Origin of the sequence: Prescottella equi, assembly GCF_002094305.1 — a bacterium.
Classification (GTDB): Bacteria; Actinomycetota; Actinomycetes; order Mycobacteriales; family Mycobacteriaceae; genus Prescottella; species Prescottella equi.
The window spans coordinates 80,894-97,614 of the sequence record NZ_LWTX01000013.1; the positions used below are offsets into that span (position 1 = coordinate 80,894).

The following is a 16,721-nucleotide window of genomic DNA, read 5'->3' on the forward strand; positions in this document are numbered from 1 at the left end:
GCTCGTCGTGACCCTGCGCCTATACGACACCGTGACACGGGCTCCGCGTGACTTCGTCCCGCTGACCCCCGGACATGCCTCGGTGTACCTGTGTGGCGCCACCGTCCAGGGCGAACCTCACATCGGCCACGTCCGCAGTGGCGTCGCGTTCGACGTGCTGCGCCGCTGGCTGCTCGCGCACGACTACGACGTCGCGTTCGTGCGAAATGTCACCGATATCGACGACAAGATCCTGAACAAGGCCGCCGAGGCGGGCCGCCCGTGGTGGGAGTGGGCCGCGACGTTCGAGCGTTCGTTCGACTGGGCCTACCGGCAGCTGGGTGTGCTGCCGCCGTCGGTGGAGCCGCGGGCGACCGGGCACGTCACCCAGATGGTCGAGATGATGCAGCGGCTCATCGACAACGGCCACGCGTACGCGTCGGGCGGCGACGTCTACTTCGACGTCCGGAGCTTCCCCGAGTACGGGCGGTTGTCCGGGCACAAGCTCGACGACGTCCACCAGGGCGAGAGCGCCGGTGCGGGCAAACGGGATCCGCGGGACTTCACGCTCTGGAAGGCCGCCAAGCCGGGCGAGCCGTCGTGGCCCACACCGTGGGGTCCGGGCCGGCCCGGATGGCACCTCGAATGCTCGGCGATGGCGGTGTTCTACCTCGGCCAGGCGTTCGACATCCACTGCGGCGGACTGGATCTGGTGTTCCCGCATCACGAGAACGAGATCGCGCAGGCCAAGTGCGCCGGTGACGACTTCGCGCAGTACTGGCTGCACAACGGCTGGGTCACCAAGTCGGGCGAGAAGATGTCGAAGTCGCTCGGCAACGTGCTTTCGGTGCCGAACGTACTCAAACTCGTTCGCCCGCAGGAACTTCGGTACTACCTCGGCAGCGCCCACTACCGGTCGATGCTCGAGTACTCCGAGGAGGCGCTGCAGGAGGCCGCCGCCGGGTACCGGCGTTGCGAGTCGTTCGTGCAGCGGACGGCCGAGCGGGCCGGCGAGGTCCAGGTCGGCAAGTGGACCGAGGAGTTCGCGGCGGCGCTCGACGACGACCTGAACGTGCCTGCGGCCCTTGCCGAGATCCACGGCCGGGTACGCGAGGGCAACATCGCGCTCGAGTCCGGTGACGCGGCCGGCGCGCGGGCGCTCGCCGGCCAGGTCCGGGCGATGCTCGGGATCCTGGGCGTCGATCCGCTCGACGAGCAGTGGACCGCTGCGTCGGACGACGCGGCGGCGATGGGTGCACTCGACGTGCTCGTGCAGGCCGAACTCGACCGGCGCCAGCAGGCGCGGGCCGACAAGAACTGGGCGGTGGCCGACGAGGTCCGCGACCGGTTGGCTGCGGCGGGCATCGCCGTGACCGACACTCCGAGCGGACCCGAGTGGTCGCTCGAGCAAGCTTCTTCCAACGAATCGGGTAAGTGATGGCTGGTAATTCGAGCAGGCGCGGTGCGATCCGCAAGGGTGGCACCAAGAAGGGCCAGGTCGTCGGATCCGGCGGCAAGCGCAGCAAGGGCCTCGAGGGTCGCGGTGCGACGCCGCCCGCCGAGGCGCGCACCAAGCATCCCGCGGCCAAGAAGGCGCGGGCGGCCGCGCGCGCGGCGGACCAGCGGCAGATGCAGCGGGCGGCGGCGATCCGTCGGGCCGACGACTCGCCGGAGATGGTGCTCGGACGCAACCCCGTCGTCGAGTGCCTGCGTGCGGGTGTGCCGGCGACGGCGCTGTACGTCGCGGTGGGCGCCGAGACCGACGACCGGCTCAAGGAGTCGGTGCAGCGGGCGGCGGACGCGGGAATCTCGATCCTCGAGGTGCCGCGCACCGACCTCGACCGTATGAGCGCCAACGGCATGCACCAGGGCATCGCGCTCCAGGTGCCCCCGTACCGGTACGCGCATCCGGACGACCTCCTCACCGCGGCGCGGTCCCGGCAGGAGCCGGCACTGCTGGTGGCGCTCGACAACATCACCGATCCGCGCAATCTCGGTGCCGTCGTGCGCTCGGTGGCCGCGTTCGGTGGCCACGGTGTCGTGATCCCGCAGCGCCGCAGCGCCAGTGTCACCGCCGTCGCGTGGCGCACCAGCGCCGGTGCCGCCGCACGGCTGCCCGTCGCGCGTGCCACGAATCTCACCCGCACCCTCAAGGATTGGCAGAGCAAGGGCGTCCAGGTCGTCGGCCTCGACGCGGGCGGCGACACGAGCCTCGACAACTACGAGGGCACCGGTCCGGTCGTCATCGTCGTCGGCTCGGAGGGCAAGGGCCTGTCCCGCCTGGTCCGCGAGACCTGCGACTCGATCCTCAGCATCCCGATGGCCGGCGAGGTGGAGTCGCTCAACGCGTCCGTCGCGGCGGGCGTCGTGCTGTCCGAGATCGCGCGCCAGCGCCGGAGCTGAGCGTCAGAGCACCTTCCGGAACCTGATCCGACATCCCGGCCGCAGCTGCGCTGCGGCCGGGATGTCGTCTTCGAGGACCACCGCGATCACCGGGTAGCCGCCGGTCACCGGATGATCGGCCAGGAACAGCACCGGCATTCCGTTCGGTGGCACCTGCAGGGCTCCGGAAACCATGCCCTCGCTGGGCAGTTCGCCGGTGCGGGCGCGGTGCAGCGGGCCCGCACCGTCCAACCGAGCCCCCACCCGGTCGGTGTCGGTCGTGACGGTCCACAGTCGTTGCACCAGTGCGGAACGCGAGGCCGGCGTGAACCAGTCGGCGCGGGGCCCCATCCGGACCCGGAGTTCGACGGGGTCTGCGGCGGGGGCCGGCGGCGGGATGAAGTCCTCGGCGGGTAGTTCGCGGTGCGCGTCGCCCACGGGCAGGCGGTCCTCGGCGCGAACCGGTGCCGGACCGATCCCGGAGAGCGTGTCGGTGGCCCGGCTGCCGAGCACCGGCGGGACGTCGATGCCGCCGCGCACCGCGAGATAGGTGCGCAGGCCGGCCGGCGCGATGCCCAGCGCGATGTCGTCGCCGTCCCGAAGGTGGAGGCGCGAGAAGAGCGGTCGGGGTACGCCGTTCACTGTCAGCGGCGTCGGTGCGCCGGTGACCGCTACGGTCGCGTTTCCGTGCAGCCGTGCTCGCAGACCGCCGAGCGTCACCTCGAGGGTGGCGGCGTCGGGACCGTTTCCGACGAGGCGGTTGGCGGCATCGTGAGCGACGACGTCGGCCGCGCCGGATGCCCCCACTCCCAGGGCTGCGTGTCCGGGCCGGCCGCGGTCCTGGACGGTGGTGCGTGCGCCGGCGCGCAGGACTTCGAGCCATGCCATGCGTCGATTGTCGCGCATTTCGGGCGGTGGTCACTACGATCGATCGATGCTGACAGCTGCGCTGTACGGTCTCGGAACGGCTCTGCCGTTGTTGTTCGGGGCGTGGATCGGGTTGCGCTACAACCTGCCCAGGCCGCTGCTCGCAGCGTTGATGGCTTTCGGTGCCGGCACGATGGTTGCGGCGGTGTCGTCGGAGCTGTTCGCGCCGGCGTTCGCGATCGAGGGAGTGTGGGTCGCGGGCACGGCGCTGCTCGCGGGTGCGCTCGTGTACGTCGTCGCGGATCATCTGGTCGAGAACAAGCTCGGGCCGGCCGCGTTGGGTTGGGCGCTGATGCTGGGGTCGCTGCTCGACGGGATCCCGGAGAACACCGCGCTGGGCGTCTCGCTCATGGAGGGCGGGGGAGTGGTGCTGCTCGTGGCGGTTGCGGTCGGCAACGTCCCCGAATCGGTTGCGGGCGCGGCGTCGATGCGTAAGCAACCCGGGTTCGATTCGCGTCGGGCGTTCGGGGTCTGGGCGATCACCGCGGCGGTCCTGGTGTTGGTGGTGGTCGGCGCGAACGCCGTCTCCGACAACATCTCCGACGGCGACATCGCCGTCATCCAGGCCTTCGCGGGCGGCGCGACCATTGCGGTGCTCGCCGACTCGCTGATGCCCGAGGCCTATCGGGAGGGCGGCTGGTGGGTGGGGGTCTCCACCGCCCTGGGCTTCCTCGTCGCCTTCGCCCTCGGCGCCTGACCCGCGTTTTGCGCACATGTCGCGACAATCCCCGCCCCACCCCGCGTTTTGCGCACTTGTCGCGAGAATCGCGGGGCGTGGGGCGCGCTAAGTGCGCAAAACGCGGTAGCCGGGAGGGTGCGGCCGGGAGGGGTGGAGCGGAGGGGCGGGATACGGGGGCGGATCAGACGGCGCGGAAGGTGACGGCCGCTCCCGGCTGCAGGAGGGCCGGCGGATCGCGGTCGACGTCCCACATCGGTTCGGCGGTGCTGCCGATCAGTTGCCAGCCGCCGGGGGAGCTGCGCGGGTAGATCCCGGAGAACTCCCCGGCCAGCCCGACGGCGCCGGCCGGGACCGTGGTGCGGGGTGACGACCGGCGGGGCACGTGCAGGCGGGAATCCTGGCCGGCCAGATATCCGAAGCCGGGGCTGAACCCGACGAACGTGACCGTCCACGTCTGCCCGCTGTGGGCGGCGATCACGCCGTCGGCTCCGAGACCGGTGAGCGTGCCGACCTCGTCGAGATCCGGGCCGTCGTAGCGGACCGGGATCTCGACGGGCGCGGTGGGCGGCAGCGTGTCGGCGGTGATCGGGTCGGTCGAGCGCACCCACGCCGCGACGTGGTCGGGGCGGACTCCGCGGAACCGCACGAGCACGGTGCGTGCGGCGGGCACCAGATCGGTGACCGCCGGGTGCGGGTCGGCGGTCATGCCGCGGAAGTGGGCGAGCGTCGCGTCGAGTCCGTCGAACTCGACCAGCAGCGCCCGATCGCCCATGTCCAGGATGCGCATCAGACGAACGGTTTCACGTGAATCTTCTCGGCGTCGAGCAGCTTTCGGATCGCCGCGGCCATCGCGACCGCGGCGGGGGTGTCGCCGTGGACGCAGATCGTCTCCGCCGGGACGACGATCGGGGTGCCGTCGATCGCCTCGATCGTGCCCGTCGTGACCAACTGCAGAACCCGCTTCGCGACGACGTCGGGGTCGTGCACGACGGCGCCCGGTTCGGTGCGGGGGACGAGCGTGCCCTCGGGGGTGTAGGCGCGGTCGGCGAAGGCCTCGGTGACGACACGGAGTCCGGCGCTCTCCGCCTCCTCGAGGAACGCGGACCCGGGCAGGCCGAGCACCGGCAACGACGGGTTCACGGCCCGCACGGCGTCGACGACGGCCCGCGCCTGATCACGGTGGTGGACGATCGCGTTGTACAGCGCGCCGTGGGGTTTGACGTACGTGACGGCCGATCCCGCGGTGCGGGCGAGGGCGTCGAGGGCTCCGATCTGGTAGATCACATCGGCCGTGAGGTCCGCGGCGGAGACGTCGATGAAGCGGCGACCGAACCCGGCCAGATCGCGATAGCCGACCTGGGCGCCGATCCGGACGTCGCGGGCCGTCGCGTCCCGGCACGTGCGCAGCAGCGTCGCGGGGTCGCCGGCATGGAATCCGCCGGCGACGTTCGCGCTCGTCACGAGGTCGAGCATCGCCGCGTCGTCGCCGAGGGTCCACGCGCCGAAGCTCTCGCCGAGGTCGCTGTTGAGATCGATCATCGCCACGCCTCGATCCTAGTTCCGCGCGATGCGGTACCGGCCGCCCGCGACGGGTTACCGGGCGGTGGGCCGCACCGTGAGGATCTGCGACGACGTTCCGATCGGGCCGCGCACGCCGCTGACGGTGCTGTGGGTCAGTCCGATCCCGGAGGCGCCGAAGCTGACGGACGTGTCGAACCCGACCCACTCGCCGTCCGGTTCGGCGAACAGGTGCAGGGTGAGGTCGAGGTTGGGGAACGCCACCTCGGCGGGGCTGACCCGAGTGGCCATGCCGTTGGCGATGTCGAGCACGCCGGCCGTTCGGGCGACGGCGCTGACCGGCTCGTCTGCGACCAGCGGGATCGGGGTGCGCACCCAGAACGACGCGCGTCCGGGTTCGACGTGGTCGCGGCGCACGTCGACGGACTCGATGAACCCACCCGGCCAGACGGTGGTCGCGTCCCACGTCGGCATGGCGTCGGGTGCGGCGATGGACGGGAAGGGGGTGCCGTCGAACGGTGCGGTCTCGAAGGACTGCATCAGCCAGGCCCGCGCCACCACGGCGGGCCGGCAGTCGTGGCTGAGTGTGGCCTCGACCAGTTCGATCGTGCGCCCGGCGCGCAGTGTCCGGACGGCCGTGTCCACGACGCCGATCGGGAGGGTGCCGAGGATGTCGTAGGACAGGCGGCCGATGGCCGGACGGTCGTCACGGCGCCGGTCGCGGTCGGTTTCGATTGCGTGCGCCAGTAGTCCGAGCGCGGGTGCGATGTGCTGTTCCTCGGTGTTCCACGCGCCACCGGTGTGGTTGCTCGCGCGGAAGCTCGTCTCGGAAAGCCGTTCGAAGTAGTGGATCGTTCTCTCCTGCGCACTAGTGCCTGCCGACGATTCGATTCCGAATCTAGGGCGACGACCCCATATTCGGGCACCCCCGATCGGGGGTGAACGGGTGTCTACGGCGCGCTGCAGCCGTTGCCGTCGTGCACGACCACCACCAGGACGGCCCGCGTCGGCGACACCGATCGGACGCGGTGGGGGGTGTTGGCGTCGAAGTACAGGCTGTCGCCCGCGTCGAGGGTGATGACCTGATTGGGAATGCTCACCTCGACGGTGCCCTCCTTGACGAAGACGAACTCCTCGCCGGGGTGTTCCATGTAGTCGGAGCGGGGCTGCGTCGTGGGATGAACGATGAACGGCTGCATGGCCTTACCGATCATCCGGGTGGCGATCGCGTCGTAGACGGCGCTGTCGTCGTCGGCATCGACCTGCGCGCGCTCGGCGTGCCGCTCGATCGCCATCACGCTGTTGTCGGGGGTGTCGGAGAACAGTTGGCTGACGTCGGCGTCCAGGGCGCGGGCGATCTTGAGCGCCACCGCGATCGAGGGTGTGCTGATTCCCCGCTCGACCTTCGACAGGTAGCTCTTGGTCAACCCGGTGTCCTCGGCCAGTGCCTCCAGCGTCAGGCCTGCCCGCCGTCGATGCGACCTCAGTAGCGCCGCCATCCGTCGAACCTCTCTCTCGCTCCGCGCACGGCGTGGACCGACGTCCTCGCGCGCCCTCCCACCCTAACGATCGATCTACTCTGTTGCACAATAGGACACCTTGTGTCATATAGTGCTCGATGTGTCACTCACGCGTTTCGGTTGAAGGGAGCCACGAGGATGGCGACGACGATGAAGCTCGGTAAGGCCGAGTTGATGAAGACCGCCGAGAAGGCGATGCTCACCGAGGTGTCGACGGCGCAGTGGACGGATCGGCAGAAGATCGCCCTCACGTGCCGTGCGCTGTTCGACGCCGGTCACGACTCCGGGCTCGCGGGTCAGATCTCGGCGCGCGGTCCGCGGCCGGGAACCTTTCTGACGCAGCGGCTGGGGCTCGGGTTCGACGAGATCACCGAGGGCAATCTGCTGCTCGTCGACGAGGACCTGCAGGTTCTCGAAGGGAGTGGAATGGCGAACCCGGCCAACAGGTTCCACAGCTGGATCTACCGGGCGCGGCCGGACGTGAACTGCATAGTCCACACGCATCCGCTGCACGCGGCGGCGTTGTCGATGCTCGAGATCCCGCTGCAGATCTCGCAGATGGACACCGCGCCGCTCTACGACGACTGCGCGTTCCTGCCCGACTGGCCGGGGGTGCCCGTCGGCAACGAGGAGGGCGAGATCATCTCCGCCGCACTGGGAGACAAGCGGGCGATCCTGCTCGCGCACCACGGACAGCTGGTGGTGGGGGCGACGATCGAGGAGGCCTGCTCGTCGGCACACCTGATCGAACGCGCGGCCCGGCTGCAGTTGCTCGCCATGGCGGCGGGCGAGATCAAGCCGCTCCCGCCGCGGCTGGCGAAGGAAGCGCACGACTGGACGCTGACCCCGCGGCGCAGTGAGGCGAACTTCGGCTACTACGCCCGCCGGGCGCTGCGCTCGCACCCGGACGCGATCGACCACGACCTCTCGAATCCGACCGCCGAACCCGATTGGACTGCACGGTGACCCACATCAGCGGAATCGTCGCGTATCCCGTGACCCCGTTCGACCTCCGCGACCCCGCCCGGATCGACGTCGACGTCCTGCAGCTGCTGCTCGACCGCATGATCGAGGCGGGAGTCGACGCGATCGCTCCCCTCGGAAGCACCGGCGAGAGTGCTTATCTCGACCGAAACGAGTGGATCACGGTCGCGGCCGAGACCATCCGGCACATCGACGGCCGGGTGCCGACCGTCGTCGGAGTGTCCGACCTGACGACCGCCGGCACGGTCCGTCGCGCCCAGATCGCCGAGCGGCTCGGGGCGACGGCAGTGATGGCGCTGCCGATCTCGTACTGGCGCCTGACCGAGGCCGAGCTCCGGCAGCACTTCACCACCCTCGCCGACGCCGTCGGCATCCCGGTGATGGTCTACAACAACCCGGCCACCACGGGTATCGACATGTCCGCGGAGTTCCTGTTCGACCTCGTCTCGACGGTCGAGAACATCACGATGGTGAAGGAATCCAGCGGGGACATCGCCCGTATGCACCGGCTCGCCGACCTCAGCGGCGGCACGCTCCCGTTCTTCAACGGCAGCAATCCGCTTGCGCAGAAGGCATTTCGGGCAGGGGCCGTCGGGTGGTGCACGGCGGCGCCGTGTCTGATCCCCGACCGCATCGTCGAGTTCCGTCGCGCGGTCACTGCCGGTCGGGACGACGAGGCCGCCGAGATCTTCCGCCGGATCCGCCCCTTCCTCGACATGATCGTCAGCCGCGGACTCCCGACCACCATCAAGTCCGGTCTCCGCAGCATCGGTGTCGAGGCCGGTGTTCCGCGCCTGCCGCAACTTCCCCTCGGGGAACCCGAATCCACTCGTCTCAGGGACCTGATCGCCGCCGCCACCCGGTAGCGGGACGGTCCACCCACATCGCACGACTCTCGACCACCGACAGGAGCACGACCATGGCAACCACGACGAAGATCCGGTTCCTCCTTCCCGCCGACGAGGCCCGCTGGCGGGTGCTGTTCCGCGCGTACCGCGAGTTCTACGAACTGCCCGAATCGGAGGAGGTCGTCTCCCGCGCCTGGGGTTGGTTCATGGATCCCCGGCACGAGTGCAAGGCCCTCGTCGCGGAGGTGGACGGCGAGATCCTCGGGTTCGCGCACCACCGCCGCTTCTCGTCGCCGTACACCGGAACCACCGGCCTGTTCCTCGACGACCTGTTCACCGATCCCGCGGCCCGGGGCCGGGGTGTGGGAAGGGCCCTGATCGGCCGGCTCACCGAGATGGCCGCCGCGGAGGGCCACGCGCTGGTGCAGTGGGTGACCGCCGAGGACAACCACCAGGCTCAGGCGCTCTACGACACTCTCGCGAAGCGCACGAACTGGGTCACCTACGAGGCGCTTCCCGCCGCGACGTAGTACTACCTCCAGAACGTGAAAGCGCTACCACCCGCGGGTGGTAGCGCTTTCACGTGGGGGCTCGACTCAGGCGTGCAGGTGCTCGCCGGCCGGGACGACCACGCGTCCCGCCGACCGCCGCCGCGACGCGCCGATTGCCCGGCACACCAGGTAGATAACGAACGAGATCGTGGTGACGAACGTCGAGACCGGAACACCCGGCGCAAGCGAGAGCAGGATGCCGCCGACGGCGGCCAGCTCGGCGAACAGCACGGCCAGCACCGTCGCCTTGAGCGGGTTCGCGGTGACGTGCCCGGCGGCGGCGGCCGGGGTGATCAGCAGCGCCATGACGAGCAGCGCGCCGACGATCTGCACACCCAGCGCCGCGGTGATGCCGACGAGCACCGCGAACACGATCGACAGGGCGCGCACCGGAACCCCGCGGGCGGCGGCGACCTCGGGGTCGGTGCTGGCGAACAGCAGCGGCCGGTAGATCACCGCCAGCGTGCCGAGCACGACGACCGCGCAACCGAACAGCAGTGCCAGACCCGAGTTGCCGGGGGCAACGATCTGTCCCACCAGCAGGGAGAAACTGGTGCCGGTGCGGCCGTCGTACGCCCACAGGAACAGCACCGACAGACCCAGACCGAACGCCATGATCACGCCGATCACCGAATCGCGTTCGCGTGCCTTGGTTCCCAGCAGGCCGAAGAGGACGGCCGCGACGACGGACCCGACGACGGCACCGATGCCGACACCGACGCCGATGAGCAGCGCGGCCGACGCGCCGGTCAGCGACAGCTCCGACGTCCCGTGCACCGCGAACGACATCTGCCGACTCACGATCAGCGGGCCGATCACGCCGGCCAGCAGGCCGAGAATCGCGCCCGCGATCAGCGCCTGCTGGACGAAGTCGTAGCGCAGCAGGTCCGCGGTCGCGGAGAAGTCGAGCAGGTGCGACATCGCGTCGGTGAACTTGTTGCTCATGCGTGGTCCTCGGTGTGGTGGACGCCCTCGCCGGGGCGCGGGCCGCCGCCGCTGCCGAGCGCGTCGATGGCGTCGCCGGTGCCCACGACGACGAGACGGCCGCGCACGTGCAGCACCTCGACGTCGGTGCGGTACAGCTCGGACAGCACCGCGGAGGTCATGACCTCTTCGGGTGTCCCGATCCGGAACTTGCCGTCGACCAGGTAGAGGACGCGGTCGACGAGCGGCAAAATCGGGTTGATCTCGTGCGTGACGAACAGAACCGCGGTGTCGTGGTCACGGCGTCGACGGTCGATCAGTTCGGACACCCGGTGCTGGTTGGCCAGGTCGAGACTGAGCAGCGGCTCGTCGCACAGCAACACCTTGGGGTCACCGACGAGGGCCTGCGCGATGCGCAGCCGCTGCTGTTCGCCGCCCGACATCGAGCCGATGGGGGCGTCGGCGTACGCCTGCGCACCCACCTGCGCGATGGCGGAGTCGACGATCGCGCGCCGTCCGGCGCGGCCGAACAGGCCGGTGCCCCAGCGGTGTCCATCGACGCCGAGACCGACCAGGTCGCGTCCGCGCAGCGGCAGACCCTCGTCGAGGGACTTCTGCTGCGGCACGTATCCGACGTGGGCGTTGCCCGCCCGCGCCGGGGTACCGGCGATGCGGACGGTGCCGCACGTCGGGGCCAACTGTCCGAGCAGGACCTTGAGCAGCGACGTCTTTCCGGAGCCGTTGGGACCGAGCACGGCGATGAACTCGCCCTGCTCCACGGTGAGGTTCAGGTCGGACCACAGCGTGCGCTCACCGAACGACAGGCAGGCGTCGCGTAGTTCGACGGCGGGGGTACTGCTCACGACGCACCGTTCAGGGCGTCGGCGAGCGACTGCGCCGTAGCGGTCTGCCACTGCACGAAGTCCATGCCTTCGGGGAGCGTCTCGGTCACCTCGACGACCGGGATGCCCGCGTTCTCGGCGTTCTCGCGGATGTTCTCGGTCACCTTGTCCACGGTCTGCGAGTTGTAGACCAGGACACGTACCTTCTTGTCCGCCAGCAACTGTCGCGTCTCGGCGATCGACGCCGGCGACGGGTCGGTGCCGTTCTCGACGGCGCTGGTGAACGCCGCGGGGGTGACGTCCTTCAGCGACGCGGCCTGCAGCAGGTAGTGCGCGATCGGCTCGGTCTGCGCGATCGGCGCGTCGCGGTGGGCGGCGGCGATGCCGGCCGTCGTCTCGGACACCTGGCGCAGCCGGTCGCGGAACGCCGCGGCGTTGCGGTTGTAGACGTCGGCGCCCTCGGGGTCGAGCTTGCCGAGTTCCACGGCGATCGCGTCGGCGGTGGCGTCGACGGTGGGCATGTCGTACCAGACGTGTTCGTTGACCGACCCGTGCGAGTGGCCCGCATGCTCCTCGGCGGACTCGGTGGCGTGGGTGCCGGTGCGCTCCTCGTACAGATCGAAAGCGTCGACGGCCGGTTTGTCACCGGCGGACTTCAGGACGTCCTCGACGAACTGGTCGTAACCGCCGCCGTTGAGGACCACCAGGGACGCATCGGTGATCTTCGCGGCGTCGGCCGGGCTGGCCTCGTAGGAGTGCGGGTCGGCCGACGGTTCGGTGACGATCGAGGTGACCTCGAGTCGGTCGCCGGCGACGGCCTGCGCGACGCTGCCCCAGACGTTGGTGGACGCGACGACGCGGATTTCGCCGTCGGAGTCGGGGGAGGTGCCGCACGCGGTGAGTGTCAGGGCTGCGAGGGCGGCGCCCAACGCCGCCGCTGTGGTTCGAGTGGAACGGAACCTTCGGGGCATGCGCACTTCTTCTCTCCTGATCACGACTCGGAAGATCGTCGGCCCGGGACCGGGCCCAAACGTTATTGGTAATCGTTTCCGTTTCACTTTAGCGGAAACCGTGCAGGTCGTATCGGTCCGGGGCGGGTTCCAGTTCGCCCTGACGCGTCCGAACCGCTACCGTCCCGTTATGCCAAGGTCTCGACAGCCACGTCGCCAAGCCACTCTGGCGTCGCTCGCCGCCGAGCTGAAGGTCTCGCGGACGACCGTCTCCAACGCGTACAACCGTCCCGACCAGCTGTCGGCCGAACTCCGCGAACGTGTGCTGCAGGCGGCGAAGCGCCGAGGCTATCCCGGGCCCGACCCGGTCGCCCGCTCGTTGCGCACCCGCCGCGCCGGTGCCGTGGGCCTGTTGCTGACCGAGGCGCTCAGTTACTCCTTCCGTGATCCCGCCGCGATGAGTTTCCTCGCGGGCCTCGCCGAATCCTGCGAAGCCGCCGGCCAGGGCCTGTTGCTCGTTCCGGCCGGGCCCGGGCGCGACGACGTCGACGCCGCCGCGGTGGTGCAGCAGGCCGGTGTCGACGGTTTCGTCGTGTACTCCGTGGCCGACGACGACCCCTACCTGGCCGCGGTGCGGGAGCGGCACCTGCCGACCGTCATCTGCGACCAGCCCCGGGAAATGTCGGGCGCGTCGCTCGTCGGGATCGACGACCGGGGCGCCATGCGGAAGGTCGCCGACTACCTCATCACGCTCGGACACGTGGAGATCGGCGTGCTGTGCATGCGGCTCGGTCGGGATCGCGCGGACGGCGTCGTGCAGGGGGAACGTCTGCACGCCCCCAACTTCCACGTCCAGCGCGAGCGGATCGCCGGCGTCCGGGACGCGATGTCCGACGCCGGTCTGGACCCGTCGTCGCTCACGGTCGTCGAACGCTTCGAGCACACCGCGCAGTCCGGGCACTCCGCGGCCGCGCAGGCCTTCGCGGTCAACCCGAAGATCACGGCACTCGTGTGCACCACCGACGTGCTCGCGCTCGGTGCGCTGGACTGGGCACGCTGCGAGGGCCTCGACGTTCCGGGCCGAGTGTCGATCACCGGCTTCGACGGGATCGAGGAGGCACTACGCGAAGGCCTGACCACGGTGCGTCAACCGCAGGAGGACAAGGGCCGCCGCGCCGGCGCGCTGCTGATGTCCGGGTCGGACTCGGGCGTCACGACCGTCGAGATGCTCGAGACCGAACTGGTGCGCGGGCACACCGCGGCCTCCCCGCCCGAGCCCTAGCGGACCTTCGCGTCCGCACTCAGCAACTGTGCGCACCGCAGCAGGCCCAGGTGGCTGTACGCCTGCGGATGGTTGCCCAACGAGCGCTCGGCCACCGGGTCGTACTCCTCGGCCAGCAGGCCGGTCGGGCCCGCCGCGTTCACCAATTGCTTGAACAACGCCTCCGCGTCGGAGCGCTGCCCGATCAGCAGGTACGCCTCCACCAGCCAGGCGGCGCACAGATGGAAGCCGCCCTCGATGCCCGGCAGTCCGTCGTCGTGGTGGTACCGGTACACGGTCGACCCGCTGCGCAACTCCCGCTCCGTCGCCAGCACCGTCGCCGCGAACCGCTCGTCCTGCGGGTCGATCAGCCCGGACAGGCCGATGTGCAGGGTCGCGGCGTCCAGGTCGCTGCCGTCGTAGGCGGCGGTGTACGACTCGACGTCGGCGTTCCACCCCTTCTCGATGACTTCCTCGGCGATCTCGTCGCGCAGCGCCGGCCACGTCTCGCCCGCCCGGCGGCCGAACTTCTCGGCGAGGGTGAGCGCGCGATCGACGGTGAGCCAACCCATCACCTTCGAGTACACGTGGTGCCGGGGATTGTCACGGATCTCCCAGATGCCGTGGTCCGGTTCGCTCCAGCGACGCTCCACGGCCTCGACCATGGCGGAGACCAGTTCCCAGTCGCGGTCGGTGACCGCATCCGATCCGGCCATGCCCTTCTTCTGCCGGGCCAGGGCTAGATCGGAGATCAGGTCGACGATCGGACCGAACACATCCAGCTGGACCTGCTGGTTCGCGGCGTTGCCGACGCGCACCGGACGGGAACCCGCGTATCCGGGGAGTGAGTCGATGACCGCCTCGGGCGGTAGGCCGGTTCCGTACAGCGTGTAGAGGGGGTGCAACCGCTCCGGGCCGTGGAGCGTCTCGAGCACCCCGTGCACCCATTCGAGGTAGTTCTCGGCCTCCTCCAGCGATCCGAGGCTGACGAGGGCCGACGCGGTGAGTGCTGCGTCGCGCAGCCAGCAGTAGCGATAGTCCCAGTTACGAACGCCCCCGATCTCCTCGGGCAGCGATGTCGTGGCAGCTGCGAGGATCGATCCGCTCGGTGCGTGCACCAGTCCGCGTAGCGTCAGGGCCGACCGCTTCATCAGGTCCGGTTTGAGGGGCGGCAGATCGAGCGTGTGCGCCCAGTCTCGCCAGTATGACTCGGCGATCTCCCGGCGCTCGGGCTCCGACAGTAGGGATGGGCTCAGATCCTCTGTACCGCAACGCAGTTCGAGAACAATCGGGCCCTGCGACGGGTCCACGACCGCGTGTGCGGTCTGCTGGGTGCCGTCGCTGGTGATGTCCCAGTGCACGCCGGGGGAACGCAGCACCATCGGCTCGCTCGTGCCCGAGACCCGCAGCCCGTCGGTGTCGGGTTCGAGTTGTACCTGAACCTGACCGAACTCCGGGCGGGGTGCGAAGCTGACGACCGCTTTCGCGCGCCCGGTGATGACGCGGGTCAGGTCGGTGCGGCTCGGCTGGACGTCGTGCGGCAGGTAATCGGTGACCGTGAGGCTGGCCCAGCGGGTCTGTACCGTCATGGTGCCGTCGAGGTACTGCTGGCTCAGCGGCAGCGCCTCTCGCTGTGGGCCGACGCTGAAGTGGCCGGCCTCGGTGCCTCCGAGTAGGTGTGCGAACACCGCCGCCGAATCCGGTTCGGGATGGCACAGCCAGGTCATGTTCGCGTCGGGCGTGATGAGAGCGACCGAGCGAGGGCTGGCGAGCATCGTCAGGCGTTCGATCGGTGGAGCGTCGGCTCCCGAGAGCCACGTGCGCCGTTCCTCGAGCAGGAACGCCAGCGCGGCCGCGACGTCTTCGGTGGATTCGACGCGGTACTGGGCGCGGGTCTCGCCCTCGCCCACCTTGATGCCCAGATCGGGACCCTGGAGGCGCCCGAACGCCTTCTCGTCGGTGACGTCGTCGCCGAAGAAGACCGCAGCTGTCGCGGCCTCCTGGTGGCGCAGGATGTCGAGCGCGTTGCCCTTGTCGGTCGCGACGACCGCGAGCTCGATGACGGCTTTGCCCTCGGTCACCTGCACGCCGGTCCACAGGGCCGCCTCGGCGTGCACAGCGGCGAGTGCCTTCGCACCCACCTCGGGACTGGCGTTGCGCACGTGCAGCGCGGCGCTGGCCGGCTTGGTCTCCACGGTGACGCCGGGATGCAGGTCCGCGATCCGCGACAGCTCCGCCGTGACCTCGCCCAGTAGCTTGCGGGCATTCGCGTCGATCGCGTGCACGAAGCCCACGTCGAACTCCGAGCCGTGGCTGCCGACGAGCTGCACCTCGGCGGGCAGGCGGGACAGCGTCGCCAGGTCCTTGAGTGCGCGTCCGGAGATGACGGCGGCCGTCGTGGCGGCCAGGCCGGCCAGCGCGCGCAGGGCCCGCACCGACTCCGCGTGGGGATAGGCCTTCTCGGGGTCGCTGACGATCGGCGCCATCGTGCCGTCGTAGTCGGACGCGACGAGCAGGCGAGGGGTCCGGGCCACGGTGGACAGGGCCCGGCGAAGTTCGATCGGCAGATCCAGAGCGCTCACAGCTTCAAACCTAAGCGATTGCGGACGGGCTGGCGCGCTGCGTTCGGGTTGCGGCCGTCGGATCCGGTCAGAACGGGGTCTTCGACCCGTCACCGAGGAGCAGCTCGACGGTCAGTTCGAGGCGCTTGGCGACATCGGTTGCCGACGAGCGACGAGTGAGCCACGCCACGAGATTCGACAGCCATACATCGCTGATGACACGGGCGACGGCAAGCTGTTCCTCGGTGGGCTCACCGTCGGTGATGGCCCGCGCGAACAACGTGTCCATGAGCTTGCCGACCTGATCGACCTCCGCCGCCGCGGACGCGTCCGCGAACATGAAGGCGCGCGTCATGGCCTCGGTGAGGAGGGGATCGCGCTGCATCGCCTTGGTGATCTGGCCCAGGATGAGCTGCATCCGCTCGAGCGGGCTGTGGCCCGGGGGGATCTTGCCCTTGGACTCGATGCGCTCGAACTCGCGCGCCAGGGCCGACACCAGCAGGTGCACCTTGGAGGGGAAGTAGCGGTAGAGGGTGCCGACGGCGACGTCGGCGCGCTCGGCCACCGCACGCATCTGCACGGCCTCGTAGCCGCCTTTGGATGCGAGGGTGAGGGTCGCGTCGAGGATCCGCTTGCGACGCTCACGCTGAGCGTTGGAGCTGAGATCGTCTTCGCTGAGGGTCGAGACCGTACCCCCGGTGGAGCGGGATCGAGATGAGGTGGTCATCGACAGTTTCCTTCACGCCTTGACTCTTGACGGCCGAGCATATTAGAACACGTTCTAAATGAATATGT

At 69.8% G+C, this 16,721-nt stretch carries 17 protein-coding genes; 7 read left to right on the forward strand and 10 right to left on the reverse strand.

Features of this window, described 5'->3' with window-relative positions:
- Nucleotides 1-7: 7 nt before the first annotated feature.
- Entirely contained in the window at nt 8-1,417 is a 1,410-nt protein-coding gene (cysS, locus tag A6I89_RS22805; RefSeq protein WP_022593990.1) for a cysteine--tRNA ligase, read from the forward strand.
- The gene (gene rlmB, locus A6I89_RS22810) at nt 1,417-2,382 is read left to right on the forward strand and encodes a 23S rRNA (guanosine(2251)-2'-O)-methyltransferase RlmB (RefSeq protein WP_005515672.1); all 966 of its coding nucleotides are present in this window, start codon (nt 1,417-1,419) and stop codon (nt 2,380-2,382) included. Before cysS ends, rlmB begins: the two co-directional genes overlap by 1 nt.
- A 3-nt stretch (nt 2,383-2,385) precedes the next feature.
- On the opposite strand, the gene A6I89_RS22815 is transcribed toward rlmB, so the two are convergent.
- Complete coding sequence (locus tag A6I89_RS22815) at nt 2,386-3,249, reverse strand: 5-oxoprolinase subunit C family protein (protein ID WP_044990473.1); 864 nt, start codon at nt 3,247-3,249, stop codon at nt 2,386-2,388.
- A 46-nt stretch (nt 3,250-3,295) separates the two neighbouring features.
- On the opposite strand from A6I89_RS22815, the gene A6I89_RS22820 reads away from it, so the two are divergent.
- The gene (locus tag A6I89_RS22820) at nt 3,296-3,985 is read left to right on the forward strand and encodes a ZIP family metal transporter (protein WP_013414812.1); all 690 of its coding nucleotides are present in this window, start codon (nt 3,296-3,298) and stop codon (nt 3,983-3,985) included.
- Between the two features lie 163 nt (nt 3,986-4,148).
- Here the strand turns inward: A6I89_RS22820 and A6I89_RS22825 are convergent, their stop codons facing one another.
- The 4 genes from A6I89_RS22825 to A6I89_RS22840 all read right to left on the reverse strand — a co-directional run bounded on the left by A6I89_RS22825 (nt 4,149) and on the right by A6I89_RS22840 (nt 6,984).
- Entirely contained in the window at nt 4,149-4,754 is a 606-nt protein-coding gene (locus A6I89_RS22825) for a 5-oxoprolinase subunit B family protein (RefSeq protein WP_013414813.1), read from the reverse strand.
- Nucleotides 4,754-5,512 (reverse strand): LamB/YcsF family protein, encoded by a 759-nt coding sequence (locus tag A6I89_RS22830; protein WP_005515667.1) that lies wholly within the window; start codon nt 5,510-5,512, stop codon nt 4,754-4,756. The genes A6I89_RS22825 and A6I89_RS22830 overlap by 1 nt, the downstream gene beginning before the upstream one ends.
- A 48-nt stretch (nt 5,513-5,560) precedes the next feature.
- Nucleotides 5,561-6,337 (reverse strand): thioesterase family protein, encoded by a 777-nt coding sequence (locus A6I89_RS22835; protein ID WP_044990442.1) that lies wholly within the window; start codon nt 6,335-6,337, stop codon nt 5,561-5,563.
- A gap of 98 nt (nt 6,338-6,435) precedes the next feature.
- The gene (locus tag A6I89_RS22840) at nt 6,436-6,984 is read right to left on the reverse strand and encodes a helix-turn-helix domain-containing protein (protein WP_005515665.1); all 549 of its coding nucleotides are present in this window, start codon (nt 6,982-6,984) and stop codon (nt 6,436-6,438) included.
- A 159-nt stretch (nt 6,985-7,143) separates the two neighbouring features.
- Here A6I89_RS22840 and A6I89_RS22845 point away from each other — a divergent pair, with 159 nt between their 5' ends.
- Genes A6I89_RS22845 through A6I89_RS22855 form a run of 3 tightly spaced genes read left to right on the forward strand, consistent with a single transcriptional unit; the run spans nt 7,144 to nt 9,367 of the window.
- Nucleotides 7,144-7,971 carry an aldolase gene (locus A6I89_RS22845; protein ID WP_005515664.1) on the forward strand — a complete coding sequence of 276 codons (828 nt, stop codon included), beginning with the start codon at nt 7,144-7,146 and terminating at the stop codon, nt 7,969-7,971.
- Complete coding sequence (locus A6I89_RS22850) at nt 7,968-8,855, forward strand: dihydrodipicolinate synthase family protein (RefSeq protein WP_013414817.1); 888 nt, start codon at nt 7,968-7,970, stop codon at nt 8,853-8,855. Before A6I89_RS22845 ends, A6I89_RS22850 begins: the two co-directional genes overlap by 4 nt.
- Nucleotides 8,856-8,908: 53 nt before the next feature.
- Nucleotides 8,909-9,367 (forward strand): GNAT family N-acetyltransferase, encoded by a 459-nt coding sequence (locus tag A6I89_RS22855; protein ID WP_022593997.1) that lies wholly within the window; start codon nt 8,909-8,911, stop codon nt 9,365-9,367.
- Between the two features lie 66 nt (nt 9,368-9,433).
- Here the strand turns inward: A6I89_RS22855 and A6I89_RS22860 are convergent, their stop codons facing one another.
- The 3 genes from A6I89_RS22860 to A6I89_RS22870 are packed head-to-tail and all read right to left on the reverse strand — an operon-like array spanning nt 9,434 to nt 12,125.
- A complete protein-coding gene (locus A6I89_RS22860; protein ID WP_022593999.1) occupies nt 9,434-10,333 on the reverse strand; it encodes a metal ABC transporter permease in 900 nt (299 codons plus the stop codon).
- Nucleotides 10,330-11,175: a metal ABC transporter ATP-binding protein gene (locus A6I89_RS22865; protein ID WP_022594001.1), complete on the reverse strand. Its 846-nt coding sequence runs from the start codon at nt 11,173-11,175 to the stop codon at nt 10,330-10,332. The genes A6I89_RS22860 and A6I89_RS22865 overlap by 4 nt, the downstream gene beginning before the upstream one ends.
- The gene (locus A6I89_RS22870) at nt 11,172-12,125 is read right to left on the reverse strand and encodes a metal ABC transporter solute-binding protein, Zn/Mn family (protein ID WP_044990444.1); all 954 of its coding nucleotides are present in this window, start codon (nt 12,123-12,125) and stop codon (nt 11,172-11,174) included. Before A6I89_RS22870 ends, A6I89_RS22865 begins: the two co-directional genes overlap by 4 nt.
- Before the next feature lie 169 nt (nt 12,126-12,294).
- Between A6I89_RS22870 and A6I89_RS22875 the strand changes: the two genes are divergently transcribed.
- Entirely contained in the window at nt 12,295-13,386 is a 1,092-nt protein-coding gene (locus tag A6I89_RS22875; protein WP_013414821.1) for a LacI family DNA-binding transcriptional regulator, read from the forward strand.
- Here A6I89_RS22875 and otsB read toward each other — a convergent pair.
- A complete protein-coding gene (gene otsB / locus A6I89_RS22880) occupies nt 13,383-15,947 on the reverse strand; it encodes a trehalose-phosphatase (protein ID WP_022594006.1) in 2,565 nt (854 codons plus the stop codon). The two genes, A6I89_RS22875 and otsB, sit on opposite strands and share 4 nt — an antisense overlap.
- A 67-nt stretch (nt 15,948-16,014) precedes the next feature.
- Nucleotides 16,015-16,653, reverse strand: a complete 639-nt coding sequence (gene kstR / locus A6I89_RS22885) for a cholesterol catabolism transcriptional regulator KstR (RefSeq protein ID WP_005515654.1) — start codon at nt 16,651-16,653, stop codon at nt 16,015-16,017.
- Between the last annotated feature and the right edge of the window lie 68 nt (nt 16,654-16,721).